The organism is Thermocatellispora tengchongensis (genome assembly GCF_014202315.1).
Lineage (GTDB): Bacteria > Actinomycetota > Actinomycetes > Streptosporangiales > Streptosporangiaceae > Thermocatellispora > Thermocatellispora tengchongensis.
On sequence record NZ_JACHGN010000008.1, the window covers coordinates 396,057 to 422,346 of the forward strand.

General features: G+C 72.3%; 23 protein-coding genes and 1 pseudogene. 17 read left to right on the forward strand and 7 right to left on the reverse strand.

The window, feature by feature from the left end:
• Positions 1 to 195: 195 nt before the first annotated feature.
• The 3 genes from HNP84_RS21165 (at position 196) to HNP84_RS21175 (ending at position 6,087) form a co-directional block, all read left to right on the forward strand.
• The gene (locus tag HNP84_RS21165; protein WP_185051484.1) at positions 196 to 1,686 is read left to right on the forward strand and encodes a serine hydrolase domain-containing protein; all 1,491 of its coding nucleotides are present in this window, start codon (positions 196 to 198) and stop codon (positions 1,684 to 1,686) included.
• A gap of 256 nt (positions 1,687 to 1,942) precedes the next feature.
• Complete coding sequence (locus HNP84_RS21170) at positions 1,943 to 2,353, forward strand: hypothetical protein (RefSeq protein WP_185051564.1); 411 nt, start codon at positions 1,943 to 1,945, stop codon at positions 2,351 to 2,353.
• A gap of 20 nt (positions 2,354 to 2,373) precedes the next feature.
• Entirely contained in the window at positions 2,374 to 6,087 is a 3,714-nt protein-coding gene (locus tag HNP84_RS21175) for a caspase, EACC1-associated type (protein ID WP_221336518.1), read from the forward strand.
• Between the two features lie 73 nt (positions 6,088 to 6,160).
• On the opposite strand, the gene HNP84_RS21180 is transcribed toward HNP84_RS21175, so the two are convergent.
• Together HNP84_RS21180 and HNP84_RS21185 are read right to left on the reverse strand one after the other, a co-directional pair.
• Entirely contained in the window at positions 6,161 to 7,648 is a 1,488-nt protein-coding gene (locus tag HNP84_RS21180; protein ID WP_185051486.1) for an alpha/beta fold hydrolase, read from the reverse strand.
• 62 nt (positions 7,649 to 7,710) lie between these two features.
• Positions 7,711 to 8,181, reverse strand: a complete 471-nt coding sequence (locus tag HNP84_RS21185; RefSeq protein WP_185051487.1) for a hypothetical protein — start codon at positions 8,179 to 8,181, stop codon at positions 7,711 to 7,713.
• A gap of 239 nt (positions 8,182 to 8,420) precedes the next feature.
• Between HNP84_RS21185 and HNP84_RS21190 the strand changes: the two genes are divergently transcribed.
• From HNP84_RS21190 to HNP84_RS21220, 7 genes are all read left to right on the forward strand, one after another.
• Positions 8,421 to 8,768: a GntR family transcriptional regulator gene (locus HNP84_RS21190; RefSeq protein WP_185051488.1), complete on the forward strand. Its 348-nt coding sequence runs from the start codon at positions 8,421 to 8,423 to the stop codon at positions 8,766 to 8,768.
• Positions 8,765 to 9,781, forward strand: coding sequence for a DUF1648 domain-containing protein (locus HNP84_RS21195; protein WP_185051489.1), 1,017 nt, complete (start codon positions 8,765 to 8,767; stop codon positions 9,779 to 9,781). Before HNP84_RS21190 ends, HNP84_RS21195 begins: the two co-directional genes overlap by 4 nt.
• The gene (locus HNP84_RS21200) at positions 9,765 to 10,685 is read left to right on the forward strand and encodes a CPBP family intramembrane glutamic endopeptidase (protein WP_185051490.1); all 921 of its coding nucleotides are present in this window, start codon (positions 9,765 to 9,767) and stop codon (positions 10,683 to 10,685) included. The genes HNP84_RS21195 and HNP84_RS21200 overlap by 17 nt, the downstream gene beginning before the upstream one ends.
• Entirely contained in the window at positions 10,682 to 11,353 is a 672-nt protein-coding gene (locus HNP84_RS21205) for a hypothetical protein (RefSeq protein ID WP_185051491.1), read from the forward strand. The genes HNP84_RS21200 and HNP84_RS21205 overlap by 4 nt, the downstream gene beginning before the upstream one ends.
• Positions 11,354 to 11,444: 91 nt before the next feature.
• Positions 11,445 to 12,275 (forward strand): MerR family transcriptional regulator, encoded by an 831-nt coding sequence (locus HNP84_RS21210; protein WP_185051492.1) that lies wholly within the window; start codon positions 11,445 to 11,447, stop codon positions 12,273 to 12,275.
• A 17-nt stretch (positions 12,276 to 12,292) separates the two neighbouring features.
• A complete protein-coding gene (locus HNP84_RS21215) occupies positions 12,293 to 12,796 on the forward strand; it encodes a GyrI-like domain-containing protein (protein ID WP_185051493.1) in 504 nt (167 codons plus the stop codon).
• A gap of 186 nt (positions 12,797 to 12,982) precedes the next feature.
• Positions 12,983 to 13,933, forward strand: coding sequence for a MurR/RpiR family transcriptional regulator (locus tag HNP84_RS21220; protein ID WP_185051494.1), 951 nt, complete (start codon positions 12,983 to 12,985; stop codon positions 13,931 to 13,933).
• Positions 13,934 to 13,976: 43 nt separating this feature from the next.
• Here the strand turns inward: HNP84_RS21220 and HNP84_RS21225 are convergent, their stop codons facing one another.
• Both HNP84_RS21225 and HNP84_RS57115 read right to left on the reverse strand, forming a co-directional pair.
• Positions 13,977 to 14,405 carry a gamma-glutamyltransferase gene (locus HNP84_RS21225; protein ID WP_312925379.1) on the reverse strand — a complete coding sequence of 143 codons (429 nt, stop codon included), beginning with the start codon at positions 14,403 to 14,405 and terminating at the stop codon, positions 13,977 to 13,979.
• 23 nt (positions 14,406 to 14,428) lie between these two features.
• Positions 14,429 to 14,560 (reverse strand): annotated as a pseudogene (locus HNP84_RS57115) (hypothetical protein); the annotation flags it as partial.
• Between the two features lie 1,087 nt (positions 14,561 to 15,647).
• On the opposite strand from HNP84_RS57115, the gene HNP84_RS21235 reads away from it, so the two are divergent.
• Positions 15,648 to 16,058, forward strand: a complete 411-nt coding sequence (locus tag HNP84_RS21235) for a RidA family protein (protein WP_185051497.1) — start codon at positions 15,648 to 15,650, stop codon at positions 16,056 to 16,058.
• Positions 16,059 to 16,231: 173 nt separating this feature from the next.
• Here the strand turns inward: HNP84_RS21235 and HNP84_RS21240 are convergent, their stop codons facing one another.
• Both HNP84_RS21240 and HNP84_RS56130 read right to left on the reverse strand, forming a co-directional pair.
• Complete coding sequence (locus HNP84_RS21240; protein ID WP_185051498.1) at positions 16,232 to 16,498, reverse strand: transposase; 267 nt, start codon at positions 16,496 to 16,498, stop codon at positions 16,232 to 16,234.
• Positions 16,499 to 16,635: 137 nt separating this feature from the next.
• Positions 16,636 to 16,956 carry a trypco2 family protein gene (locus tag HNP84_RS56130; protein WP_221336519.1) on the reverse strand — a complete coding sequence of 107 codons (321 nt, stop codon included), beginning with the start codon at positions 16,954 to 16,956 and terminating at the stop codon, positions 16,636 to 16,638.
• A gap of 46 nt (positions 16,957 to 17,002) precedes the next feature.
• On the opposite strand from HNP84_RS56130, the gene HNP84_RS21250 reads away from it, so the two are divergent.
• A complete protein-coding gene (locus HNP84_RS21250; protein ID WP_185051500.1) occupies positions 17,003 to 17,872 on the forward strand; it encodes an LLM class F420-dependent oxidoreductase in 870 nt (289 codons plus the stop codon).
• A 29-nt stretch (positions 17,873 to 17,901) separates the two neighbouring features.
• Here HNP84_RS21250 and HNP84_RS21255 read toward each other — a convergent pair whose 3' ends face one another.
• Positions 17,902 to 18,597, reverse strand: coding sequence for a GntR family transcriptional regulator (locus HNP84_RS21255; RefSeq protein ID WP_185051501.1), 696 nt, complete (start codon positions 18,595 to 18,597; stop codon positions 17,902 to 17,904).
• Between the two features lie 125 nt (positions 18,598 to 18,722).
• On the opposite strand from HNP84_RS21255, the gene HNP84_RS21260 reads away from it, so the two are divergent.
• From HNP84_RS21260 to HNP84_RS21280, 5 genes are all read left to right on the forward strand, one after another.
• Positions 18,723 to 19,256 carry a YbhB/YbcL family Raf kinase inhibitor-like protein gene (locus tag HNP84_RS21260; RefSeq protein WP_185051502.1) on the forward strand — a complete coding sequence of 178 codons (534 nt, stop codon included), beginning with the start codon at positions 18,723 to 18,725 and terminating at the stop codon, positions 19,254 to 19,256.
• Between the two features lie 699 nt (positions 19,257 to 19,955).
• A complete protein-coding gene (locus HNP84_RS21265; RefSeq protein WP_185051503.1) occupies positions 19,956 to 20,966 on the forward strand; it encodes an ATP-grasp domain-containing protein in 1,011 nt (336 codons plus the stop codon).
• A 52-nt stretch (positions 20,967 to 21,018) separates the two neighbouring features.
• Positions 21,019 to 22,809, forward strand: a complete 1,791-nt coding sequence (locus HNP84_RS21270; protein WP_185051504.1) for an AfsR/SARP family transcriptional regulator — start codon at positions 21,019 to 21,021, stop codon at positions 22,807 to 22,809.
• Positions 22,810 to 22,932: 123 nt separating this feature from the next.
• Positions 22,933 to 23,145: an aroma-sacti cluster domain-containing protein gene (locus HNP84_RS21275; protein WP_185051505.1), complete on the forward strand. Its 213-nt coding sequence runs from the start codon at positions 22,933 to 22,935 to the stop codon at positions 23,143 to 23,145.
• A complete protein-coding gene (locus HNP84_RS21280) occupies positions 23,142 to 26,258 on the forward strand; it encodes an AAA family ATPase (RefSeq protein WP_185051506.1) in 3,117 nt (1,038 codons plus the stop codon). Before HNP84_RS21275 ends, HNP84_RS21280 begins: the two co-directional genes overlap by 4 nt.
• Positions 26,259 to 26,290 lie beyond the last annotated feature (32 nt).

A 26,290-nucleotide genomic window follows, 5' to 3' on the forward strand; every position in this document is an offset into this window, starting at 1 on the left:
GGCTCGAAACCTACACCGTCGCCGCGGACCTCCAGGAACAGGCGTCTGTGACGCAGTCTGACAGGGTCCCCGGGCCCTCTTCCTGCGGCCGGCCTCACGGTCTTTCCGGTTCACCGCAGTCTTGAGACGCGGAGGCTCACACCCTGGGGGCGGGGGCGCCCCTCTGGCTACGTTCGACGGCCGGAGGTGACGTACTTGCCGGAAAGACCGACAAAAATCATCATCGTCGCGGTGTTGGCGGCGGTCGTGGCGCTCGTGGCCACGCTGATCGCGCCGCACGGCCCGAAGCTGGGGGAGGAGACCACGGGTGACGCGGCGCTGGCGGAAGCGGTACGGCGGGCCGCGTGGCCGGCGGCCGGTCACGTCGGCCTCGCCGTGGCCCTGACAGAGAACGGCTCGATCCGTACGGCGGGCCTGGGAACCACGCGCCTGCGGGACGGGAAGCCGGTGGACGCTCGGACGCCGTTCGAGTTCGGCTCGGTCATCAAGACGATGACCGCCATGATCCTCGCCGACATGGCGGCGAAGGGGGAGGTCAGCCCGCGGACCACGCTCGCGGAGATCCTCCCCCGCCTGCGTGGCACCGCCGTGGCGGCCATATCGCTGGAGGAGCTGGCCGGCCAGCGCTCGGGCGTTCCGAGCATTCCGTCCTCGTTCGGCATCCCGGCCCTGATCGCCGGGGAGACCGGTGGGAACCCCTACCGCGGGCGGAGCCCCGGTGACGTGATCGCCGACGCGGCGCGCGCGGTCCCGGCCGGCCGGGGCGAGATCGCCTACTCCAACCATGGCTTCGCCCTGCTCGGCCAGGCGCTCGCCGCCCGCGCGGGCACGACGTACGAGGCGTTGCTGCGGGAACGCGTCCTCGGCCCGCTGGGCATGCGCGACACCGTCCTGATCGCCGACGCCGCGCGGCTGCCCGGCGAGCGGGCGCACGGCCACCTCACCTCCGGTCAGGAGGCGGTGCCGTGGTCCAGCGACGGATACGCCCCCACCGGGGCCGGCGGCTGGAGCACGGCCGAGGACCTGGCACGCTTCGTGGCGGCCACCCTCGCCGGCCGCGCCCCGGGCGCGTCCGCGACCACGCCACGGTGGAAGATCGCCGGCGACGACTTCATCGGGTACGGCTGGCGCACCACCGGCGGGATCACCTGGCACGACGGCAGCACCGGCGGCTTCTCCAGCTACGTCGGCCTCGACCGGCGAACGGGCCGGGGCGTGGTGGTCCTCGGCAACTCCTCCGCGTCCGTCGGCTACATCGGGCTTGCGCTGCTCGGCAAGCGGACGCCGGCCCACGGCGACATGCTCCTGAGCCAGACCCCGATGATCGTCATAACCGCCCTGGCGCTGCTCGCCGTCGCCCGCACCGCGGAGGTCGCGGCGCGCCGCAGGGCGCGCCGCCTCCTCCCGCTCCCCGACCGCCTCAAGCTGATCTCGATGGCCTGGCGCGGCCTCGTCCTGCTCGCGGCCATCTGGACGCTGGGCGCCTGGAACATCGTCTGGCCCGCCCTGTGGCCGGTGGCCGCGGCGCTGCTGTGCGCCGGGGTGACCATGGGCGCCCTGAGAGCACCCCGCCTGCCCCTGGCCAGAGCACCACGCCCACGCCTGCGCTGGACCACCACGACGGCTTCGCTACTGCTGTGGACGTGCGCCGCCGCGGCCGTCGCCATCGCCTGGGCCGGCCGTTAGCCGAGATCCCCGCGAGGAAAGACCGCCCTCGGTCTCCGGCGGCACTCACCCTAATGCCATATTGGACAAACCAAATAACCCCGTATAAGTGGGGCCGGGCGATGCGGCCTGGCGAATGAATTTCGAACTGCTGAACCAATCATATATGGAGCCATAAGGTTATGCAGAACCGGCGCATCGCGAACGGTGGTCGAGTGATACGCTGTCGCCAATCCCTTGAAATGAATTTCCGGGCCCGTCCACCCCCCGGATGAGAATGACCAGCCAGGAGCTCGAGTTGAACGGCATGACGTTGCGACTGGACGTGCTCACGGATGGCGACGCCCTTCGGTGTGAGCGCCTCACGCGCCTGCTGCACAGAGATATCGCGGTCATCGACGGAGCGTCCCTGGAACTGGCCGATTCAGGGGGTCCTCCGGGAGACGGGCGCAAGGGCGGGCTCGCCGGCGAGCTGTTCATCCTCGTCTCCCTCGCGGCGGCGACGGCCCGGCCCACCTTCCAGGTGCTGACGACCTTGATCAAGGAATGGTGCGCGAAGGAACGACACCGCAAGGTCCTCATCACCGACGGCGACCGGTCGCTTGAGATCACCGGGCGTCCGGACGCGGGCCAGGAGCGATTGGTGCGCGAGTTCCTGAATCAGGACACAAGGGCGCAGGATCGATGAGACCTGCGCATCGACGCGCATTGCTGATCGGCACGGAATCCCATCGCGACAGCCGATACGCGAGGCTGCCGTCCACTCCGGTCGACCTTTGGCAGATGCGGCAGGTCCTGCAGGACCGGAGAATAGGCGGATTCGAGTCGGTGAAGGTTCTCACTGACCTGACCGCCGATGACATGCGTGCGGAGATCGCCGAATTCCTGGAATCGTTCGATGCGGATGCACTCGCCCTGTTGTACGTGACCGGGCACGGCACTCGGCTGTCGCGTTCGACCGGTGAGTTCTACTTCGTCGCCACCGACACGGACTTCGACCAGGTTGACGCGACCGGGGTGAGCGCCGGCTATGTCAACGAGCAACTGGAGAACTGCCTGGCGGCCCAGAAGGTGGTGCTGCTCGATTGCTGCCGCAGCGGAGGATTCGCCCTGGGCTGGCGCACCAGCGACGCGCACGATCGCCGAATCGCCAAAGGCGCCGCGCACCCGGTGCCGCTGACGGGGCGAGGAGTCTATGTGATCTCCTCGTCCGGGGCCGGTGAAGACTCCTTCGCCGGGCCGCAGACGTCCGGCGATCCGCAGCCGTCCCTGTTCACGGGAGAGGTGGTGCGCACTCTCCTCGGCGGAAAGGCCGCGAAGGACGGAAGTGGGCACGTCTCCGTGGACGACCTCTTCGAGTACGTGAACCAGCAGATGCGACGGCGTCACGGTCAGATCCCCGTGAAATCCGCCTTACACGTCAACACGCGCATAATCCTGGCCGATTGTCCTCAGGGACCTCCTCCGGTCCTGGTTCCACCCACCGGTAAGGCCACGGCACCCGCGGCTACCGCCGCCGCGGCGCCCGGGGCCGCCAAAGCCGCCGCCACCACTCCCACCTGGAAACAGTTGCTCGACTATTACCGACGGTGCGTGCTCTCCGAGGAGGCGGGCCTACCGCTGCTGAAGGTACCGGACGAGGGGGTGACGTATGCGTGTCTCACTGGCTCCGAACGTCTGCTGTCCGGCGACCTGGACGAGGGTGGCAGTGCCGCCGTTCCGCCCGAGGCCGCCGCTCTCGTCGCGAAGGCGGTGCAGGACGGTGCGGAGATATGGGCGGGATATCCGGTGGTCCTGTTCACCCCGCGGAACGATCGCCGGTCCAGGCCCGTGCCACAGTTCGCCCCGCTCCTGATCCGGCGGGTGGAAGTGGTGCACGAGAACGGCGTCACCCGGCTCGAACCGTACGGGCCGGTCACGCCCAACCCGCGGATGACCGGCATCTTCCTGTCACAGGACGAGGCCGCCCTGCTCCATGAGACCTACCTGCCTTCTTGGCATGCCGGCCAGCACAAGCGGATGGCGACCGACATCGCTAATCTGCTCCGCAACGATTTCGGGCTGCCCCAGATCGAGGAACTTCGTCCGGAGAATCTGACACCTCGCATAGACATCCGCACGCCGGCCGAAGGGGCGCGTAACACCGCGGTGCTCTTCGTCGCCAAACCCGATGCCGTGGCGGCGAAACGACTGCTGGACGACCTCGCCGACATCGCCGGCAAAGTTGCTGAGATCCAGCAGACCGCTCTTGCGGCTCTTGTCCCCGACCCCGCCGCCTCGCACGGGGAGTCGCAGGACGCCGCCGGCGTCGTCCAGCCGGTCACGCCCCTCGCCGCCAACGACGCGCAACTCGCCGTGCTCGACTCCGTCTTCCGCCGACGCCTCACCGTCGCCACTGGTCCTCCCGGCACCGGCAAGAGCCAGCTCGTCGCCAACGTGGTCGCCACCGCCGTCGCGAACGGCGACAGCGTACTGGTCGCCTCCACCAACAACCGCGCCGTGGACGAGGTGTGGCAGCGCTGCGACCGCCTGGTTCCGGGGAGCCTGATCCGGACCGGCTCGCGGGAGCACCAGCAGAAGGAGGAGGTGCCTGCGCTGCAGGACCTGCTCAAACGCGCCGGCCCGCCTCCGGGAAACGTGACGACCTTGAGGACGCAGCTCAGGCTCTTGACCGACGACATGCTCGCGCGCCGGGAGGAACTGTCCGAGATCGGCCGCCTGGATCGCGAGCTGCGCCAGGCGGGCGAGCGGCGAGAGGCCCATGCCGAACGCCTCGGCGTGCCCGTCGCCGTCGTCACCGAGCAACTCGGGTCCGATGAGGACGTCGTCCGCTGGGCGGGCAGAGCCCGCCGTGCCGCGAACGCGCGCCTGTTCGGCCATTGGCGTCGTACCAGGCTGCTCCGCCGCCTCGGCCTGCCCGTCCCGGCTGGCGGCTCCGACGCCGCGGCCACCTGTACGGCGCTCGCCGGCTTCGCCGACGCCGAGTGCCGCTGGCGCGCCTCCCGCCGCCGCCTGCGCGACATGCCAGAGGACATCCGGATCACCGAATCCATCGACGAGACGGAGGAGCGGGTTCGAGAGCTGTCGGCGCAGGTGCTCGAACACGCCGTGAACAGCGGCGCGCACCAGGGGCGGCAGGGCATTCTCAGGCTGCTGCAGAAGCAGCAGCGGAGAGAGTCGGACTGGGGCGAGGTGGCCAGGCTGCTCGACCACCTGCGCGGCTGGGCGGTGACCAGCTTGTCGGCTCGCCGATTCCCGCCCAACCCCGCCTTGTTCGATCTGGTGATCATCGATGAGGCGAGCCAGTGCTCGATCCCGCACGTGATCCCGCTGCTGTTCCGCGCCCGCCGAGCGCTGGTGATCGGCGATGTCATGCAACTCACCCAGATCTCCAAGCTGCCGGGCGAGTACGAGGCGTCAGCTCATAGGGACGCGGGCCTGCGCGCTGACGTGCTGGAGAAGCACCAGATGGCCTACCGGCGTCACTCCGCCTTCCACGCGGCCGAGCACGCGGCGGGCGGAAGCATCCTGCTCGACGAGCATTACCGGTGCCACCCCGACATCGCGGCCGTCTCCAACGACTTGTTCTACGGCGGCCGGTTGGCCGTGCTCACCGACATCCGGTCGAGGCCGATGATGGACAAGCCCGCCATCATCTGGGTGGAGGCGCGCGGTCAGGCACAGCGGATCCCCGGGAGCTCCTGGGTGAACCAGGCCGAGATCGACAAGGTGGTCAGTTGTGTGGAGCACCTTGACAAGCACCTCCCCACGGAGGCGACGATCGGCGTGGTCACTCCTTTCGCCGCCCAGCAGCGCGAACTGGCCCAACTCCTGTCGCACTACGGAGTGCGCGTACAGGTGGGGACCGTCCACACCTTCCAAGGGAGCGAGCGGGACGCGATGGTCTTCTCACTCGTCGCCGGCACGGGGATGGAGCCGGGCACCATCGACTGGGTCGGTCTGCAGTTGAACCTGTGGAACGTCGCCATCACCCGCGCCCGTTCCCACCTCATCCTGGTCGGCGATTCCGCGACCTGGCGTCAGTACGGCGGCGTCGGAGCCCACCTCTGGCACGCCGCCGTGGCGGATCAGCGGCGTGACGGCGAGTCCGGCGACCCTCGCGACGCCGCCCTCCTCCCACGCCTGCTCCGCGGTCTTCAGTCCCTCCCCGGCGCGACCGTCGAACTCAAAGTACCCGTCCACGGTCACGTCGCCGACGCACTGGTCGAGATCGACGGAAGGACCACGGCCGTCCTCCTCGACCACGGCCCCGATGACGAGACCATCCGCGCCGGCAACGAATCCCGGCATATGCGCCTGATGCTCCGTCGTCGCCGACTCCTGCAAGATCCCCATAACGCCGTGAGACTTCCCATCTGGTGGCTGCACGACCACCAAGCCCTGGGCGGTCTCTTCCGCTGACACCCGTGCACCGACCGGCCCCGGCATGACCGTCGCGCTTCATGGCCGCAGCGTGCGCTGCGGCCATGAAGGTCTACCTCACCGGCAGGACCTTGACCGGTGGGATGGCGGCCAGGCAGGAGGTGTCGCCGACCTTCTTGTCCCGGATGAAGGCGCTGATGATGCCGCGCACGCACCCGCTGGGCTCGGCTTCCGGGAGGTGGCCGGTGTTGGGGACGGACACGAAGACGCCGCCGCGGAACTGGGCGGCGGCCCTGCGGCCGTTGGCGTCGGGGGTCTTCGCGTCCAGGTCTCCGGACAGGACCAGGACCGGTACGTCGGGGAAACGGCCGCCGGTGACGTCCGGTCCGGCGGTGCTCCTGGCGGGCCAGCGCAGGCAGACGTCACCGGCGTCGCCCTGGGCCGCGGCGAATCCCTTGGCGCTGAACGCGCCGAACTCCCCGGGCCGGGTGTTCCGCAGCGCCCTCTCGTACGCCCGGACGCGCTGGGCGTACGACGCGTTCACCGGCCAGGTGCGGGGATAGTCGTTGCAGATGACCGCCATGGGCTGCCCCAGGTCGGCGAACTGGGCGGGTGAACCGGTGGTCGCCTTCGTCACCAGCCCGGCCAGCGGGCGGTCGTCGCCTCGGGCGGCCCGGTGGAGCGCGTGGGGAAGCTCGCCGAGGAGCGGCACCTCGCCCGGCTCGGCGCCCACGTTGTCGCTCGCCACCGAGTGGATCAGGAAGGCCAGCTTGTCCTCGGTGAACCGGAGGGTCCGGCTCTTCCCGCCGACGGTCACAGGGATCTCGGCGGGGGAGTGGCGCAGGCGGGCGGCCACGGTGGCCAGATCCCGCACCGCACGTGTGCCGTCGCACGCTCCGCTCCGCGCGCAGATCCGGTGCAGGGCCGGTGAAACGGCCTGCGCACTGGGGCGTCCCAGGGAGTCGAAGTCGAGCGGGTACGCGCCCGACAACACGATCGACTCGACAGTGCGCGGATGCCGCCGGGCGTACTCCGCCATGAGGTAGGTGCCGTAGGACTGGCCGAGCAACGTCACCTTGGGGATGCCCAGCTCGGCCCGGACGGCGTCGAAGTCGTCGGCGGTCGCGGCGGAGGTGTACCCCTCGGCGCGCGGCCCGAGGCGGTGTCCGCACCGGCCGACTCGGCGCAGGAGGTCGGCCCTGGGGGTGACCATGAGGGGCCCGCTGGAGACTCCGCAGGTCAGGGGAGTGGACCGGCCGGTGCCGCGCGGGTCGATGACCAGCAGGTCATGGTCGGACAGGACGGGGGCGAGTCCCTGGGCGTACAGGCCGGCCCATGCGATGGGAGCGGCGCCGGGCCCGCCCGGGTTGACGACGATCGTGCCGCGGGCGGGCCTGTGCGGCTCGCGGCGAGCGACCAGGGCGTAGGCCACCTCGATGGCGCCCAGGCGCGGCTCGCCCGGCACGAGGGGACGGGTGACCGTGCCGCACACGACGCGGTGGCCGGGGACTTCCGGGCACGCGGGCCCGGCGGCGGCGGGGGCGGGGTTGACGAACGTCAGGCCGGCCGCGAGGGCGAGCGCCGCTGATGTCGTGATCATGGGAATCCTGTTGCTCGGTCGTCTCGGTGGTCTCGGTCGTCTCGGTTGCGGGGGCGGGGCCGTCATGCGGCGCGGATCGCGCCGGCGATGCGTCGCGACATCCATCGGGCCAGGAACGGGCTGGTCACCGCGATGAAGGCGGTCATGGCCAGGCAGCCGTACGTCCCCGCGTACGCCACCTCGCGCGTGTGAAGGTGGAGCGCGACGGCGAGGGCCAGGCCCGCGCACGCCAGGACCCAGCCCGTGAAACCGGCCATCGGCGCCGGCTTGATCAGGTCGCGGTGGAGCCGCAGCCGCCCGGCGCGGGCGACCAGGAACACCATCGCGGCCAGCGCGGCCGCCAGCGCGGCGACGCCGATCCCGGTCAGAAGCGCGGGCGTGCCGGGCTCGGTGAGGAAGGCGACTCCGGTGGCGAACAGGGCGACACCGGTGGTGAACCAGGCGGGGAACGACGGCTCTGCCGGCAGCGCCCGCGCCTGGAGGGCGCGGGTGTCCGCCAGGTCGCGGGCGGCGTCTTCGGGGGGAACGGTCATGTGGGCCTCCTGATCGTGTTTCTCGGCACGGAGAGGGACGTGCACGGACAGGGACGTGAAAGGTCTGCTCGGCCGTACGTGGCCACGTGGCCGTGGAATGCCGGCCGCGCTCGCCGGCTGGCCTGGGCCGCCGGCGTCAGGTCCGGGCCCTGGCCGCTCCTTGGGGCCGACCGATGGTGCTATAGGTGATAGTACCATGTTGCCCATATCGAAACGATAGTGCTAATTTCAGTAGCACCATGTTGCTGACTCTGGACGTGCGGGACCCCCGGCCCCTGCACGAGAAGGTCGCCGCGGTCATCCGGCGTGCGATAGCGGAGGGGGCGTACGCCCCGGGAAGCCCGCTTCCGCCCGCTCGCGACCTGGCCGTGGCGCTGGACGTCAACACCAACACGGTGTTGCGGGCGCTGCGCCGGCTGCGCGAGGAGGGCCTGCTGGAGTTCCGCCGGGGGCGCCGCGTGCGCGTCGTCGGCCGCGCGGGCGACCGCGCGGAGCTGCTGGTGGCGGCCACAGAACTGGTGACCTGGGCGAAAACGCACGGCTACGACATCGACGAGGTGATCGACATCATCAGGAGCCTGTATTGAACGGCCCCCCGTATTCGGCATACGCCGGCCGCGCACGTCTCGCGGCCGTGGCCTGGGTCGCGGTCGTCACGGGAGCCGTGGCGGCCACACCGTTCCTGTTCCGTCACCGGCTGCCCGAATCGCCCGCCGTCCACTGGGACCTCGCGGGTGTGCCCGACCGTTCGACGACCTTCGCCGGGCTGCTGGTGCTGAACCTGGCGGCCTGGGCGCCGTTCGCGGTGATCGCGCTCGCGGGCGCGTCCCGCCGGGCGCTCGCGGCCCGGCGCTCGTCCCGGCGTGCCGTGGGAGGCGCGCTGGCAGGCGGTGGAACGTTCGCCGTCGGCCTGCAGGTGGTGATCCTCCAGGCCAACCTGGACCGCGGCGAGTGGCGCGACGCGGAGACCTGGGGCCTTTCCGGCCCGCTGCTCATCGCGGTGTCGCTCGGCGCGGGATGGCTCGGCTCCCTGGCGGCGGGGGCGGGCCCCGGCGACCGGCCCGAGCCCGCCCCGGAACCGGCACCCCTGCCGCGACTGCGGGCACACGAGCGCGCCGTATGGGTCTCCTCATCGGTGAACCGCTCGCTGAGCGGGCTGGCCGTGCTCGGCCTCGGCGCGAGCCTGCTCGTCGCGGGCGCGACGCTCGTCGTCCTGCCCGCGGCCACCTGGGCGCTGGTGGTGGCGCTCCTGCTGCTGTCGATGGGGGCGGCCGTCGTCAGTTCGGTCCGGGTCCATGTGACCGACGCCGGGCTGTCCGTGGCGTACGGGCCGCTGCGCCGGCCGGTGCGTCACTACCCGCTGGCCGCCATCCGCGGCGCCCGCGCCGAGCCCCGCCTGCCGATGGACGTCGGCGGCTGGGGTTACCGAGGCCGTCCCCGCGCCGGCACGCTCATGATCCGAGGCGGCGACTGCCTGGTGGTCCGATTCGACCCCGACGGCGAGCTCGCCGTCACCGTCGATGACGCCGCGCGAGGCGCCGCCCTGCTGAACTCCCTGGTCACCCTCCCCAAGGAACAGAGCAATGTCCCGACACCGTAATGACCTCGTCGTCTTCCTGGCCGTGGCGTTCGGCCTCTCCTGGCTCCTGGCCACGCCGCTGTGGATCAGCGGTGCCCCGCTCGGCTCACCGACGCAGAACATCACCGCCGTGGCCCTGATGTTCACCCCGGCTCTGGGCGTCCTGGCCGTCTTCCTCCTCGCGCGGCGCGATGGCGTGTCCTTCCGCGAGTGGGCGCGGCGCACGGGGCTGGGCCTCGGCCCGAACAGGCTGCGCACGATCATGCTGTTCGTCGCGGCATGGATCGGGACGCCGCTGCTCGTCGGCGTCGCCATCGCGCTGAGCGCGGCGGCGGGCCTGCTGGTGCTCGACCTGGACGACTTCAGCCTGCTCAGACAGCAGCTCGAAGCCGCGTCCCAGGGACAGCCGCTCCCGGCCCCGCCCGCGGCCGTCGCCGCGGCCCAGGTGGCCCTGGCCTTCCTCGTCGCGCCGATCGTCAACTGCGTGGGGGCCTTCGGCGAGGAGTGGGGCTGGCGCGGCTGGCTGCTGCCCCGGCTGATGCCCATGGGCACCTGGCGCGCCGTTCTCGTCTCCGGGATCATCTGGGGCGCCTGGCACGCCCCCGTCACCCTGCGCGGCTACAACTACCCCGAGCTGGGGTGGCTCGCGGCGCCCCTGTGGACCGGATTCTGCGTGATCTACGGAGCGCTGCTCGGCTGGCTGCGGCTCCGTACGGACAGCGTCTGGCCGGCCGTCGTCGGGCACGGAGCGCTGAACGCCGCCGCCGGCCTCGTCGCGGTATTCGGCGACGCGAGCGCGCCCCCCGACCCGTTGATCGCGGGCATCACCGGGTTCGTGGGCTGGGCGTTGCTCGCCGCGGTCTCCTTCGTCCTCATGCGGGTGTGGCCGGTCACGCCGGCTCGCGTGTCGGAGGCGTCGAGGTGACCGGCACCAGGGACCTGCGCCGGGCGGCGCTGTGGACGCTGCCGGCCGTGGCCCTCGTCGGCGTTCTCCTCGCCGTCGCGCTGGCGTCGTGGGTGGCGGCACCCCGATGGGACGCCGTCGCCATGGGAGCCGGGGGCTGGTTGCTCGCGCTCGTGCTCCGCGGCCCGATCGCGGCAGCGGTCGCCAAGCTCCCCCCGGGCCGAGCCGCGACGATCGTCGGAGCCGCCTCGGGGCCCTGCGAGGAAGTGGTGCGGCTCCTGCTGGTCGTGACGCTGGTCTCCGGATTCCCCGAGGTCGTCTGGGCGGGGTACGGATGGGCGGCGATCGAGATCGGCTACACCATGGTCAACGCCGTGCTCATCCGGTCGCTGCTCGGCAAGACGGACGAGAGATCCCTGGCCGCCCTCGCGATGCTGGAGTCCGCGGGCGTGCTCCGCACCGACGGGCCGGCGTGGGCCGCCGTCGAGCGGACGGGCGCGAGCCTGTTGCACATCGGGTTCACCCTCCTGCTCGCCTGGAACCCCTGGCTGGTCCTCGTCGCCGCGCCCGTTCACACGGCGGTCAACCTGCTGGCCGTACGGCTGGCGCCGGTCTCCCTCGCGCTGACCGAGGCCCTGGTGACGGCCGCCGGCATCGGCGCGTTCGTCATCGGCTTGGCGCAGTGGTGACAGCAGTGGCGTCCTGAGGTCCGGACGCTCGCGCCGCCCGGTTCCGGCGCCGCGTTGAGTCTGACACCGTGTCAGTCGATAGAACCGGTACATGTTCAGCATCGGGGACTTCGCCCGGCTCGGCCAGGTGTCGGTACGCAGCCTGAGGCACTATGACGCACTCGGGCTGCTGGTTCCGGCCCACGTCGATCCGGCGTCCGGCTATCGGTACTACCGGGCCGCCCAGCTCGCCCGGCTCAACCGCATCGTGGCGCTGCTGGAGCTCGGCTTCACGCTGCGCCAGGTGGCCGTCATGATCGACGGCGAGCTGGAGCCCGCCGAGCTGGAGGGCATGCTCCGGCTGCGCCGTGCCGAGCTGGAGGCCAAGGTGGCGGCGGACCTGGAACGGATCAACCGGGTCGAGGCGCGCATCCGGCTGATCCACCGGGAGGGCGCCACGCCCTCGGGCGAGATCCGGGTCAAACGCCTGCCCGCGCTGCGCGTGGTGCGGCTCGGCGCCACCGTGGGCGGCTGGGAGCCACGGGAGATCGGCGAGGTGATCGTCCCGCTGTTCGAGCAGGTCTACCAGCGGCTGGAGCGGGCCGGCCTGCAGCCCGGCCGAGGGCCGATGCTGGCCTGCTACCAGCCGGAGCCGGACGGCGTCGGCGTACACGCGGCGGTGCCCGCCCCGGGCATCGCCGCGACGCAGGCGGCGGCAGCCGGGCTGGAGGCGGCGGACCTTCCGGAGGTGGACGCGGCCACGCTCGTGCACCGAGGCCCGATGGAGCACGCCGGCGCGGCCTGGCAGGAGATCGCGCACTGGCTGGAGGCACACGGCCGGCGTTTCGCCGGCCCCGCCCGCGAGGTCTACCTGGAATGCCCCGGCGGCGGGGACCGGCAGGTCACCGAGCTGCAGCAACCCATTGTGAAACAGCCCAGATGACGGACGAGGAGCCGGAGATGAGCATGGAACCCACCCTGGAGCACCGCGACGTCCGCCACTACGCGGGCATCCCGATCCAGGTCACGCTGCGCGACTGGGGCCGGGCCAACGCCCTGGTGCCGGAGCTCTACGAGTGGCTGGCGCGCAACGGCATCGAGCCCCTGGGCGGCCCCGTCTACCGCTACCGCTCGATCGGTGACGAGGCGCGCCCGTTCGACCTGGAGGTCGGCGTCCCCGTGGCGGCCCCCGTGACCGGAGACGGCCGCGTCGAGGCCGGCACGCTGCCGGCCGGACAGTACGCCGTGATGATCCACCACGGCCACCCCGACCAGCTCGGCAAGTCGCATGCCGCGCTTCAGCAGTGGGTGGAGGAACGAGGGCTGGCGCCGGGGAAGACCGGTGAGGGGCCCGCGGAGGTGTGGACGGCTCGTTACGAGACCTACCTGACCGACCCGGCCGAGCAGCCGGACCTCGCGCAGTGGTCCACCGAAATCGCCTACCTGGTGGACGAGACGCCGTAATCGTCACGGCGCGCTCGGCCGGCGGGCGGTGGCGCCCACCCGAGGTGCCACCGCCCCCGTGGCGTGCCTGGACGCCCTCGCCCGGTCCCGGCCCCGCGCGATGTTCCGCGGGCGGCGGATGCAACCGTCTTCCGAGCGCTAGACTGCCAGCGCAACGGCATTCCCTATCTCCCGGAAGGAGCTGGAATGGCTGCGAAGGCGGCTCGGCGACCGGCACGGCAGCCGGGGCCGGCGACCACGGGGGCCCGCACGGCCGGGCCGGCCGGCTCGTCCGGTCCGCTGACCAGCGGCGCGGTCCTGGCCCAGATCCAGGCGGCGGCGCCGTCCCTGGTGCCCAGCGCCCGCCGGGCGATGGAGGTGATCATCGCCGAGCCGGAGGCGGTGATCGGGTACGCCGCGGCCGACCTGGCCGCACGCGCCAACACCGCCGCGTCCACCGTGGTGCGGGCCTGCCAGCAGGCCGGGTTCAAGGGCTTCCAGGACCTGAAGCTGGCCCTGGTCCGCGACCTGGCGCTGCGCGGTACCGAGCAACTGGTGTTCTCCAACGAGCTCGACTCCGACTCGCCGCCGGCCAAGGTGCTGCACACCATCCTGGGCGCGAGCAGCCGGGCGCTCGCGGACGCGACGACCACGGTCGATCCGGTCGCCTTCGCCGGTGCCCTGGACGCGCTGCACACCCGGCGGCGGGTGCTGCTCGTGGGCAACGGTCAGTCGTCCGCGCCGGCCCGCGACGCCTCGTACCGGCTGCGCATGCTGGGCCTGTCCACCACGGCCCCGAGCGACGCGATCGGCCAGCACCTCGCGGCCCGGCAGCTCGACGACCAGGGCGTCTGCCTGACCATCAGCCACACCGGCGCCACCCGCGAGACCCTTCTGGCCGCGGAGACCGCCAAGGCGCGCGGCGCCTACGTCATCGCGGTTACCAGCTTCCGGGGCTCGCCCCTGGGCGACATCGCCGACGCGCCGCTGGTCGCCGGCAGCCCGCAGCAGGGCTTCCGGCTGGAGGCGACGGCCAGCCGGCTGGCCCATCTGGCGATCACCGACGCGCTGTTCGTCGGGCTCGCGCTGCGCGATCCGGAACGCTCGACGGCGTACCTGGACGCGATGGCGGACGTCACCGCCGAGCACTCGCTGTGACGACACTCGCTGTGACGACACTCGCTATGACGACGACGGCGGGTCACCAGGCGAGGGCGTAGCCGTCGCGGCGTGGGTCGGCCCCGCCCCACATGGTCGAGGTGCCGGGATCGAACAGGACGCCGTGGGCCCCGCCGACCACCCGGCTCCACGCGCCGAGGTCGTGGACCCGGTGCCCGCGGTCGCCGAGCGCGGCCACGGTCGCCGGGCTGAACCGGCTCTCCAGCCCGAGCAGCGTGCCGCGTCCGATGCGGATGCGGGGCGCCTCGATCGCCTCCTGGATGTCCAGCCCGTGGTCCACCACGTTGACGATCAGTTGCGGGGTGGTCTGCAGGATGCCGTGCGAACCGGGCGTGCCGACCACCAGGTACGGCTCGCCGTCCCGCCAGACCTGCGAGGGCGCCAGGCACACCTCGGCCCGCTTGCCCGGGCCGATGGCATGTATCCCGCGCCGGCCGCGCCGCTGCTGCACGGCTCGACCACGCTCAGCGCGGCGGCGACGGCCACGGCCGCGTCGATCGCGTTCCCGCCGTCCCACAGCATCCGCATGCCCGCCTGGGTGGCCAGGTGGTGGGCGGAGGCGACGACCCCGTTCCGGCCGCCGACCGGGGGCCGGTGCGTGGTCATCGGGCGGCCATCGACGATGGGCGTCCCGTCGTCCGACCGGAAGCAGCCGTCGTGGGCACGGTGTCGGCGGACACCGTGCGCCTGGTCGTCGACCTCGCCCGCGTCCACCTCTTCGACAAGGACGGAGCCCGGATCGACCCCTGACCGCGGCCACCGCCGGTCCAGGCCCGCCGGCGGCCGGGCCAAAGGCGCAATGGGTCCGGCGGCCTGAGACAGGGCGCGCAGACGCTCCAGGCGTTCGGGATCGGCCGCCTCCCCGGCCGCCGCGACCGCGAAGCGGAGCGACTCGCGGGCCTCGCCGGGCCGCCCGCCCGCGATGAGCAGCTCATGGCCTCCTCGCGGCGGCCGACCCCCGCCAGGCGTTGGACAGGTCGTTCGACGCCGCCGAGAGGGTGGTGTCGTCGGCGGAGCCGGAGGGCGAACGGTACGCCCGCACGAGCCGGTCGGCGAGCGCCACCGCGCTGTCGGCCAGGGCGCGGGGTCATCGCGGGGATGGCCTCGGAGATGTTCACCAGGGTGGCCAGGCCGAGCCCCGGGTTCGCCGATCAGATCCTCCACCCCCGCGACGAGCGGAGCGGGGTTGTCGGCGCGGGTGGCGGCGTCGGCCTCCACGGGGCCGAGCCGGTCGGGGCGCCTGGCCACCGCCGACCGCAGCTTGGGGGCGACGTCGGGGGAGTGCACGGCGGTTCGCGCGAGCACCAGTATGGCGCGCAGCGGCGCGCCGGCGTGGGCCAGCTCGGCGGCGGCGCCGTGGCTCCAGTAGCCCTGTTAGCGGCCGAGCAGGATGTCCTCGGTGGTGTCGCCCGGCCGCACGCCGACCTCCGCCGGGCCGGCCTGCGGCAAGCCCGCGAGCGCCGTCATGTGCAGGGCGAGCACGCCGTCGTACCGGTCGTGCTCCGGGCCGGTCGGCCGCCGATCGGATACGGCAGCCGTAGATCGTTGTGATTGTCGCGTGACACCGAAGGCTGGGCGCGGGCCATCGAACCTTGGTCGGTTTCAGGTCCACCGGTGCCGCCGATGTCCGAGTCATGTCGTGCGAGGCGAAAACACGGTGCGGAGCAGCCTGCCACCCGGCAGACTCGGTGACATGACCATGAAGATCAGCCGTTTCAACCCTGACCAACTTCACGAGACCCCCGGCTATCACCACGTCACCGTCGTGACGCCCGGCCGGATGGCGTTCCTGGCCGGCCAGTGCCCGCTCGACCGTACCGGCGCCTTGGTCGGCCCCGATGATCTCGACGCACAGATCGATCAGGTCGCGGCGAACGCCTTGACCGCCCTGACGGCGATCGGCGCCCAACCGAAGCACGTCGTCCGTTCCGTGATTTATGTCGTCAGTCAGAACAGGGAGGAATTGGCCCACGCGTGGCGCCGCCTCAACGACTCGGTCATCGGTCCGGCGTTCACTACTGCCAGCACCCTCTTGGGCGTCGCACAGTTGGGTTTCAGCGGGCAACTCGTCGAGGTGGATCTCACGGCAGCTCTTCCCGACTAGACCAAAGAACCGAGAAGCCGTACTGGGTGAGGAGGCCGATCAAAATTCGATGGCACGCGCTCCACCTTGGGTGTCACGGGACAGTGATCATGGAGTTGTCTCGGCGTAGGCGTGCCACCGCTGGTGGCGGAGGCGGGCGCGGTATCGGTGCCGTCGCCGCCGGATGGACCAGGTCAGGCGATGTGCCCGAGGGCGCCGCTGTGGTGGCGGGCGGCTCCGGCCGCCTCGGTGGAGGACTTGGCGTCGGCGGTCTCGTCGATGATCAGCACGGTATGGCCGGGATCGCCGTCGTCCAGGTGCTCGATCGCCCAGCGGGCGGCTTGGGCTGTGACCTGTTGCTCGTCCCAGGAGGCTCGGGCCGGGAAGTGCTGCGGCCGGTCGGGCGTGGAGTGTCCTGCGGCCTCGGCCAGTGTCCAGCAGTTCTGGTCTTCCAGCTCCATCAGCGGCCCTGTCGGCATCTGCCCGCAGGTGCCGGCTTCGTACGGCCGCAGCCGTCGCCATCGAACCGGGCCCATATTTCGGCCACCCGCTCGCCCTGAACGCTCTGCGGCATGGCGATTCCCTCCCCGGCGCCGGGCTATTGTTCCGGAATATCATCCTCGCCGCCACTGATCGGCGGATTTCCCGGGAGCCGGAGGGGCGGATTGATTTTGTGGGTGGACTGCCGCGCCGATCCGCCCTTCCCTCGCAGGGAAACCACCCAGGACTTGAACCCGCCCTCGCCGCCCCGCTCATGGCGCACGTCCACTGCGAGTTCGAGATCGATCTTCTCCACCTCGAAACGTCCGCGAGCTCGCTGCGATGGGGCGAATACCGCCCCGGGAATGCGGCTGAGTAGATCTTCGGCCTGGAACCGGCTTCGAAGCCGCGGGCGTACGGTTGAGGCGCGCCGCGCCACGGAATGATGGTCGGCGAGATCGCCTGCCTGCCGACGGGAGCCACGGATGCGGATCGGTGTCGTCTTGCCCCAGACCGAGCTCGGTGCCGACGTGGGCGCGGTGCGCGCCTACGGGCAGGGAGTCGAAGACCTCGGCTTCCGGCACGTGATGGTCTACGACCACGTCGTCGGCGCCGACCCGGCCGTGCACCAGGGCTGGCGCGGGCCCTACGACGTGGACTCCACCTTCCACGAGCCGATGGTCCTGTTCGGCTACCTCGCCGCGCTGACCTCGCTGGAACTCGTCACCTCCATCATCATCCTGCCGCAGCGGCAGACCGTCCTGGCGGCCAAGCAGGCGGCGGAGATCGACCTGCTCACCGGCGGCCGGTTCCGGATGGGCGTGGGCCTGGGCTGGAACCAGGTCGAGTACGAAGCCCTCGGCGAGGACTTCACCACCAGGGGCAGGCGGATCGAGGAGCAGGTCGGGCTGATGCGCCGGCTGTGGACCGAGCGGTCCCTCACCTTCGAGGGCGCCTTCGACCGCGTGACCGGCGCCGGGCTGGCGCCCCTGCCCGTCCGGCGCCCGATTCCGGTCTGGTTCGGCGCGCAGTCGCCGGCGGCGTACCGGCGCGCCGGGCGGCTGGCCGACGGCTGGTTCCCGCAGATGAGCCCGGGGCCCGAACTGGACAAGGCCAAGGCGATCGTCCAGGACGCCGCCGCAAGTGCGGGCCGCGACCCCGCCACGCTCGGCATGGAGGGCCGCGTCCACTGGACCGGCGACGAGGAGGAACTGGACGCCCTGGCCCGCCGCTGGCGGGAGGCCGGCGCCACCCACATCGCCGTCAACACCATGCAGGCCGGGCACCGCACCGTCGATGACCACCTGACCGCCCTGGAGAGGGCCGCCGAAATACTCCAGCCCCAGAAAGCCTGACCACCGCCCCCCTCTCGTTCCCGGCCCGATCACGTTCCTTTTCTCTGTTCGTCGTGGGAGCGGGAGGTCAGGACGGCGGCGGTCAGGGTCAGGTGCCTGGCCAGTACCTCGGCGGCGGTGTCGGCGTCGCGGGTCAGGGCCGTCTCCTCCAGGAGGCGGTGTTCGGCGATGCCGTCGCGGTCGGGTGTGCGGAGGGCCGCCCAGCGGCGGGCCAGTTCACTGGCCGTCCACAGTCTGTCGAAGGTGTCCATCAGCACGGGGTTGCCGCATCCCTCCAGCAGGGTCCGGTGGAAGACGCGGTGGGCTTCGGACCACGCGCTGCTGTAGTGCTCGCCCTCCTCCGGCACGTACGGTGGCGTGCGGACCAGCCGGTGGTGGGCGGCGCGCACCCGTGCCTCCCAGTCGACGTCGCCGCGCTCGATCGCCAGGCGCAGCATGGCCGGCTCGACCGTACGGCGTGCCTCCGCGATCTCCTGCCAGCGTTGGTCGGAGAAGTCCGGGACCGCGAAGCCGCGGTTGGGGAGCCGCACCGCGATGCCCTCGCCGACCAGTCGTACCAGGGCCTCGCGGACGACCGCCAGGCTGACCTGGTGCTGCTGGGAAAGCTCGTGCGGCTTGAGCGCTGCACTCGGGGCGTACTCGCCCCTCATGATCGCCTCCCGGAGCCGGGCGTGAACACGCTCGGAGAGCATCTGCTTCGTCGATGTGTCGGCCGTCTGCGTCATGCCCTCAGCATAGACGACTGACGACATAATCGATTATCCGTGTTATCGTCGATGATGTCGCCCGCGAGGAGCAGTGCCGCGGGCGGCACGTTCACCGATCCACCGACTGCGACAAGGACGATGCGTTGAGCAGCAACGACCCCTTTGCCCGCCTCCCCCAGGTGCCCTCCTTCACCGTCACCAGCAAGACGCTGACCGACGGCGCTCCCTGGCCGGCCGAGCACATGTCCAGCGGCCTCCCGGGCGGCAAGGACATCTCCCCCCATCTGTCATGGAGCGGCGCCCCCGAGGGCACGAAGAGCTACGCCGTGACGGTGTACGACCCGGACGCGCCGACCGGCTCCGGGTTCTGGCACTGGGCCGTGGCCGACATCCCCGCCACCGTCACCGAGCTGCCCGAGGGCGCGGGCGACGAGACCGGCTCCGGCCTTCCCGAGGGCGCCTACCAACTGCCCAACGACGCCCGCATGGCGCGCTTCATCGGAGCGGCCCCGCCGGCAGGGCACGGCCCGCACCGCTACTTCATCGTGGTGCACGCCCTCGACGTCGAGACCATCGGCGTCCCGGCCGAGGCCACCCCGGCCTACCTCGGCTTCACCATCTCCGGCCACATCCTCGGCCGCGCGGTCCTGACCGCCACCGCCGAGACCCCCGCCTGACCGCCGAAGCCGGGAACGGCTGCAGGAGGCGACGCGGTTCGCGCCTGCAGCCGTTCCCCCTTCTCCCGAACGGTGACCATCACCTGCACCACGGAACGCGGGCCGGGTCCGGTGGCGACTACTCAGGGCGCCGTTCGCGCGCCACGCGTGCGGGCCTCCCGCCTACCGCCTCTTACCGCCACCGGTTCGGTCGCAACGACCTCGGGCGCCCCGGAGCACCTGCTGTCGGGATCTTCCGATCCTCGCACAGCGGCCCGGCTCGCCGGGCGCCCCTCGATGGCGTCCCCGGCCGGGACGGAGCCTCCGTGAGCCCCTTCCCTCTCCATGAAGCGAAGGGCTCGCGGTAGGTGTAAGCGCCGGAGCGCTCAGTAATCGGCCGTACGGGGATTAACGTTTCGGACCCCGTATAAACGGCGATGCGCCGGCGAATTGTAACCCGGTATTTCCGCCGGATAAGGCGCATACGCGCCGGCCTGGAATATGGTCTTGACAGCATGATGCCGCCATCGTTAGCTGGATGCGTGCGATCGACCGTCGTCGTGCTTTCATTCAATGGTGCGTACGCGCAGCCGGGGCGTGCGGTCATGAAACGGTTATGGTGAGATTTTGTCAGGCTCCGTCGGTGGTTCTTCGCCGGCTCGCGCCGACCGGCACAGCGGTTCCCGCGTCACCGTGGACCTGCGTTCGGCTAAGGGCGGCGTGACGTGGCTGCCGGCGGTGGCCGATGAGCCCGGCGCCGGGATGCCGCGCGTCGTGCTCGCCGATCGTGCCGCGTGCGGCGAGTTCGCCGTCCTGCAGAGGATGCTGGGCCGGCTCGGGGTGCCGAGCGTGCGCATCGATGTCGAGAGCGTCGCCGCCCTGCGGCTGTCGGCACCGCTGGGCGGCGGCTCGATCTGCGTCCACGGCCATGCGCTCGCCCCGGCCGTCGTCTGGGCGCGTCACCTTTCGCCCCGGGCGATCCCGGGCACGTCGGACGAGGTGCGCAGCCTGGTCCGCGCCGACTCGTGGTGCGCGCTGATCCGCCAGCTCACCGCGCTCGCGCCGGCGAGCCTGCCGGGAGGCGCCCCCGGGCGGCTGGAACAGCTCGCGGGCGCCGCCGCCGCGGGGGTCCGCGTCCCGCGCACGATCGTGACCACCGACCCCGGGGCCGCGTACGCGGAGCTGCCCGGCGACAGGGTCGTGGTGAAGGTCCTCGACGAGCACTTCGTGGAGACGGCGCCGGGGCTGCTGGTCGGGGTCCCGCCGGAGATCCTGGGGCGGGAGGAGGCCGCGCGGGCGCGGCCCGGGTTCCCGGTGATCGTGCAGGAGCATGTCGAGCACGAGACGGAGCTGCGCGTCTACTACCTGGCCGGGCGGGTGCGCGCCTTCGCGGTGCGCAAGAGCTCGCCGGACGCCGTCTGGCGCGAGGCGGCGGGCGTGACGGTCGCCGTCGTGCCGCCGCCGCGCGCCGCCGAGGACGCCGTACGGAGGCTGGCCGGCCTGTGGGGCCTGGCCTACGGCGCGTTCGACCTGCTGCTCGCCGGCGGAGAGGTGGTGTTCCTGGAGGTCAACGCGGACGGCGACTGGAGGTGGTTCGAGAGGAGGGCGGGCGGACGGGCGGTCTCCGCGGCGGCGGCGCTCATGGTGCGCGGCCTCTACCTCGACGCCGTGGGAGGTACGGACGCGCTGCCCCCGCCGAATGTGCTCGATTTCCTTTCGCTGGGATTGTGAATCGGATCGATATGCCGGTGGTATCAGCGGTGACGTGAACTGGGGAAGACCTATGAACGAGGCGGTCTCTTCTGTTCTTTACTGCTCGGTGCTCGGGCCGCTGGAGGTCCGGGTGGCGGGCCGGAAAGCCGTCATCGGCGCGCCCAAGCAACGGCTGCTGCTCACGATAATGCTGTGCCGGGTGAACATGGTCGTCCCCTCCGCGCAATTGATAGACGCCCTGTGGGGCGAATTCCCTCCCCGCACGGCGCGCAAGAACCTCCAGGTGTACGTCTCGTCCCTGCGCAAGATCGTCGGAGATCGGATCGACTTCCAGGGCTGGGGCTACTGTTTCCACGCCCAGCCCGACGAGCTGGACCTCCTCCGCTTCCACGCGCTGGCCCGCGCCGGGCGCAACGCGATCCGGTCCGGTGACCTCACCACCGCGGCCGAGTTCCTGGGCGAGGCCATCCAGATCTGGGCCGAGCAGCCCCTGGCCGAGTTCGCCCACGTCCCGCTGATAGCCGGCGAGGCGGAGCGGTTCACCGAGCAGTTCCTGTCGGTGTACGAGGACTGGGTGGAGCTGGAGATCGAGCTGGGCCGCCACGTCGAGGCGCTGGCCGGGCTCGACCTCGTCGCCGCGCGTTTCCCCGCCCGCGAGCGCATCGCCGCGGCGAAGATGACCGCGCTGGTGCGCTGCGGGCGTACCGCCGAGGCCCTGGCGCACTTCCAGACGGTGCGCCGCCACCTGGCGGTGGAGATGGGCATCGACCCCAGCCGGGTGCTGCAGGATCTCCACCAGGAGATCCTGGCGGGCGGGGTCAGGCGGGGACGCGGCGGCTCCGTTCGCGTCGCGGTCCCGCGGCCGGGCCGGCTCCAGGGGCCGGCCAACCAACTGCCGCGCGACATCGCCGACTTCGTCGGGCGCGAGGCGGAGATGCGCCGCATCGTCACCGACCCCGCCGCCGTCACCGTCATCACCGGCGAGCTCGGCATCGGCAAGACCGCCCTGGCGATGCGTGCCGCGCACACGATTTCTCCGGCCTTCCCCGACGGCGCGCTCATGGTCACGCTGCGGCGCCCGGGAGGCGAGCCCCGGCCCGCCGCGGAGATGCAGCGGGAGCTTCTGGAGGCCGCGGGGCTCGACGTCACGGGAGTGCACGACGACGCGCTCGGCTCGTTATGGCGGTCCTGGTTGTCGGGCAGGAGCGTCCTGCTGGTCCTGGACGACGCGCCCGACGAGTCCGCCGTACGCCCGCTGCTGCCGGGCGCCTCGGCCAGCAAGGTCCTGGTGACCAGCCGGAGCAGGCTCAGCGGGCTGGAGGCGGTGGACCGGGTCGGCCTGCGGGAGCTGTCCGGCGCGGAGGGGATCGAGTTCCTGGGCAAGATGATCGGCGCGGAGCGGGTGCGCCGCGACCTGGACGCGGTCATGGCGCTGTTCGACCGGTACGGGCTCTCGCCGTTGACCCTCCGGCTGCTCGGGGGCAGGTTCGCCCGGCTCCCGCGGGTGCCGCTGAGCCGCCTGGCCGACCGTCTCGCCCGCGCCGAGTGCGTACTGGACGAGTTCGCCGCCGGCGACGTGTCGCTCAGGGAGAGGTTCGAGCAGCACTACAACCGGCCGTCGTGGGCGCACCGGGCCGCGTTCCGGGCCCTGGGAGCGCTGCACGGGCCGCCGTTCGAGCATGACGAGCTGGTGGCGGCGCTGCACGGCGGCGGCACGCCGGCCGAGCGGGTCATCGAGGCGTTCCTGGAGGCCAACATCCTGTCCGTGCCCGACCACGAGGTGGCCGCCCACTCCATGCTCTACACCATGTCCCCGCTCGCCCACCGGTACGCGGCCGAGCTGCGCGCGGCCGGGCGGTGACCACCGGGCCGTTTCACGGCCGCTATGGCGGCGGCATGGCGGCGCCATACTGCCGCTGAACCCTGCCTCATTAGCCTGTGGCGCACGTGGCCGAAGGACGCGGGTCCGCTCAGGAGGTAACCGATGAACGCCCACGATGACGGAGCGCCGCGGCAGCCGTTCGACGCGTTGGCCATCCTGCGCGATGCCGGTCATCCCGTCGACATGCTCACCGAGCGGCAGCGGCAGGTCTTCGCCGGGCTCACCCGGCCCGAGGTCGAACTGCTCAACTCGATCAAGAGCCGCTTGGACGCGGCGGCCGACGAGGTCGAGGGCCACGACCTCAAGCTGGTATGAGCACGCGGGCTCCCCGCCCCGTACGCCGGAACGTCGTCGTCCTGTTCGCGGACCTCGTCGGCTCCACCGGGCTCGCCGAGCGCCTCGATCCCGAACTGCTCCAGCAGGTTCTCGACCGCTACCACCAGACGTGCACGGCGGCCATCGCGGAGCACGGCGGCGTGGTGGAGAAGTACATCGGCGATGCGATCATGGCGGTCTTCGGCGTCCCGGTCGGCAGCGAGGACGACGCGCTGCGGGCGGCCCGCGCCGCGCACGCCGTGCTCGCCCGGGTCCGGGAGCTCGGCGCCGGGCTCGCGCCCGTGCTCGGCACCGGGCTGGACGTGCACTGCGGCATCGCCGCCGGGGAGGCGATCGTCGTCGATTCGCCGGGCTCCGGCCTGCGGGTCATCGGCGACACCGTCAACACGGCGAGCCGGCTGCAGTCGGCGGCGGGGAGCGGCGAGATCCTGATCGGGGACGACGCGGCGCGCATGATCCGGTCCTGGGCGCGGGTGGAGGCCGTGCCGCCGCTCACGCTGAAGGGCAAGAGCGCCCCCGTACGGGCGTGGCGGTTGCTGTCGGTGGAGTCCGAGGCCCGCCACCAGGACGACGACCAGATTCCGCTGATCGGCCGGGAGGAGGAGCTCCAGCAGCTCGCCCAGGCGTACCGGAGGGCGGTGCGGGGGCGCCAGTGCTGCCAGGTCACCTTGCTCGGCACGCCCGGCATCGGCAAGTCGCGGCTGGTGCGGGAGTTCCTGCGCACCCTGCCGGAGGAGGTGATGGCGCTGACCGGCCGCTGCCACTCGTACGGCGCGGGCATCACCTACCGGCCGATAGCGGAGATGCTCGAATCCCTCAACGGCCACTGGCCGGCGGTCTCCGCCGAGATCGAACCCGCGAGCGTACGCGTCCTGCGCGGTCTCGCCACCGCCCCCGCCGGGTCCGGGACGGCCGGGGAGGACCCGGGCGTGGAGGAGATCTCGCGCGCGGTGCGGGGGCTGTTCGAGGCGCTGGCACGCCGCCGTCCGCTCGCCGTGGTCTGGGAGGACCTGCACTGGGCCGAGCCGACCCTCCTCGATCTGATCGAGGATCTCGCGAGCTGGCTCATGGACGTGCCCGTCCTGCTCATCTGCGTGGCCCGGCCGGAGCTGCTGGACGCCCGGCGCACCTGGGGAGGCGGCATCCCGTGCTCCTTCGCCCTGGAGCTGGCCCCGCTGGCGCGGGCGCCGATGGAACGCCTGGTCGCCGAGCTGTTCGTACGCCGCGCGTCCGCGGCCGAGGTCGTCGGCCACGGCCCCGGCGACAGCGCCGATCGCCTGTGCCGGCGGATCGTGGCCGGCTCCGACGGCAACCCCCTGTTCGCCGAGCTGTTGCTGGAGACGCTGAGCGAGGAGGGGGAGGACGCGCCGCCGCCCCCCACGATCCAGGCGCTGCTGGGCGCCCGCCTGGACCGGCTGGGCCAGGGCGAGCGCGACGTCCTGGAACGGGCCGCGACCATCGGCAACGTCTTCACCTCCGACGAGCTGGGCGTCCTGTACCGCGACGAGCTGGACGACCGGCCGCGGATGGAGGAGATCATCCGGCGGCTGGTACGGCACCGCATGATCCGGCGCGGGGAGACCCCGGGCTCGTTCCAGTTCACCCAGACGCTGACCCGCGACACCGTCTACGCCATGACCCGCAAGGAACTGCGGGCCTCCTGGCACCTCGCGCTCGCCGATCGGCTGCAGGAGCGGGCGCGGACCCCGAAGGCGCACCCCGACGGGGCGTTCGAGGAGTCGTCCCAGGCCGACCGCGCCCGTCACCTGGAGACCGCCTGCCACCTCAAGCGCGAGGTCCGCCCGGACGACCCGCTGCTGCCCGCGCTCACGGAACGGGCCGCCCAGGCGCTCATCGCCCAGGGCACCCAGGCGCTGCACCGCAAGGACCTGCCCGCCGCGACAGCACTGCTCGAGCGGGGACGCGCGCTGCTGCCGGCCGGGCACGCGGCGCACCGGCCGCTGGCGCTGCGCCTGTGCGACGCCGGGCTGGCCCGCGGCGAGGCCGAGCGGGCCTACGCGGCGCTGGACGCGGCCGAGCGCATGCTCCCGGACGACCGGCGCAACCGGCTGACCTGCGCGATACAGCGCGAGACGCTCGCGGCGCGCTTCGGCACCGGCCCCGCGGCGCCCGGTGCGCTGCGGGAACGGCTCGCCGGAGACCCGGACGACGACCTGAGCTGGTGCCGCCTCCACCAGCTTGAGGCGCTGACGCACCTCGCCGCGGGGCGCTTCGGCGCAGCGGAGGCGGCCTTGCGCGACGGACTGCGCCGCGCGCGCTCCCTGGGCGACGGCTACGAGGAGGGCCGCCTGCTCAGCGGGCTGTGCGAGCTGGCCCAGTGGTCGCCGGCGCCGATCGCCGAGGGCCTGGCCCTGTGCGAGGAGCTGTCGGCCAGGTTCCGCGCCGACCGCGCGCTGCTCGTGCCGGTGCTGATCTCCCACGCGCGCCTGCTGGCCCTGTCCGGTGACGTCCCGGCCGCGCGGGACGCCCTGGCCACGGCCGACCAGTACGTCGGCGACCTGCGGCTCGACCTGGCCGGCGCGGCCGTCGCCCAGGTCAGGGGCGTGGTGGAGGCGCTGGCCGGCCGGCACGCCGAGGCGGAGGCGGCCTTCCGGCGCGGCGCGGCGGCGCTGCGCGCGGCGGGCCAGGCGGGGCCCGCCACGACGCTGCGGATCTACGCCGCGCGGGAGCTGCTGCGGCAGGGACGCCCCGAGGCGGCCCGGGAGGCGCTGGCCCGGCTGCCGGACGCGGCGGGGGAACTGCAGCTTCGCGCGGAGGTGATCCTGCTGGCCCTGCGGGCCCGGCTCGCCTGCCTCACAGGCACCGCGGATCGGGCCCTCGCGCTCGCCGCCGAGGCCGAGGACCGGCTCGAGCGCACCGACGACCCGTGCCTGCGGGGCGACGTCCTGATCGAGATCGCCGAGGTACGCCGCGCGGTGGGCCGTCCCGCCGAGGCGCGCGCCGCCGCCGTACGGGCGCTGCGGCACTACACGGCCAGGGGCGCCGGCCTGCCCGCGGAACGGGTCCGCGAATGGCTCGCCACCGCGGGGGGAGGACCCGCAATGAGCACCGCGGGGGAGGACCCGCTGTGAGCGCCGCGGGGGAGGACCCGCCATGAGCGCCG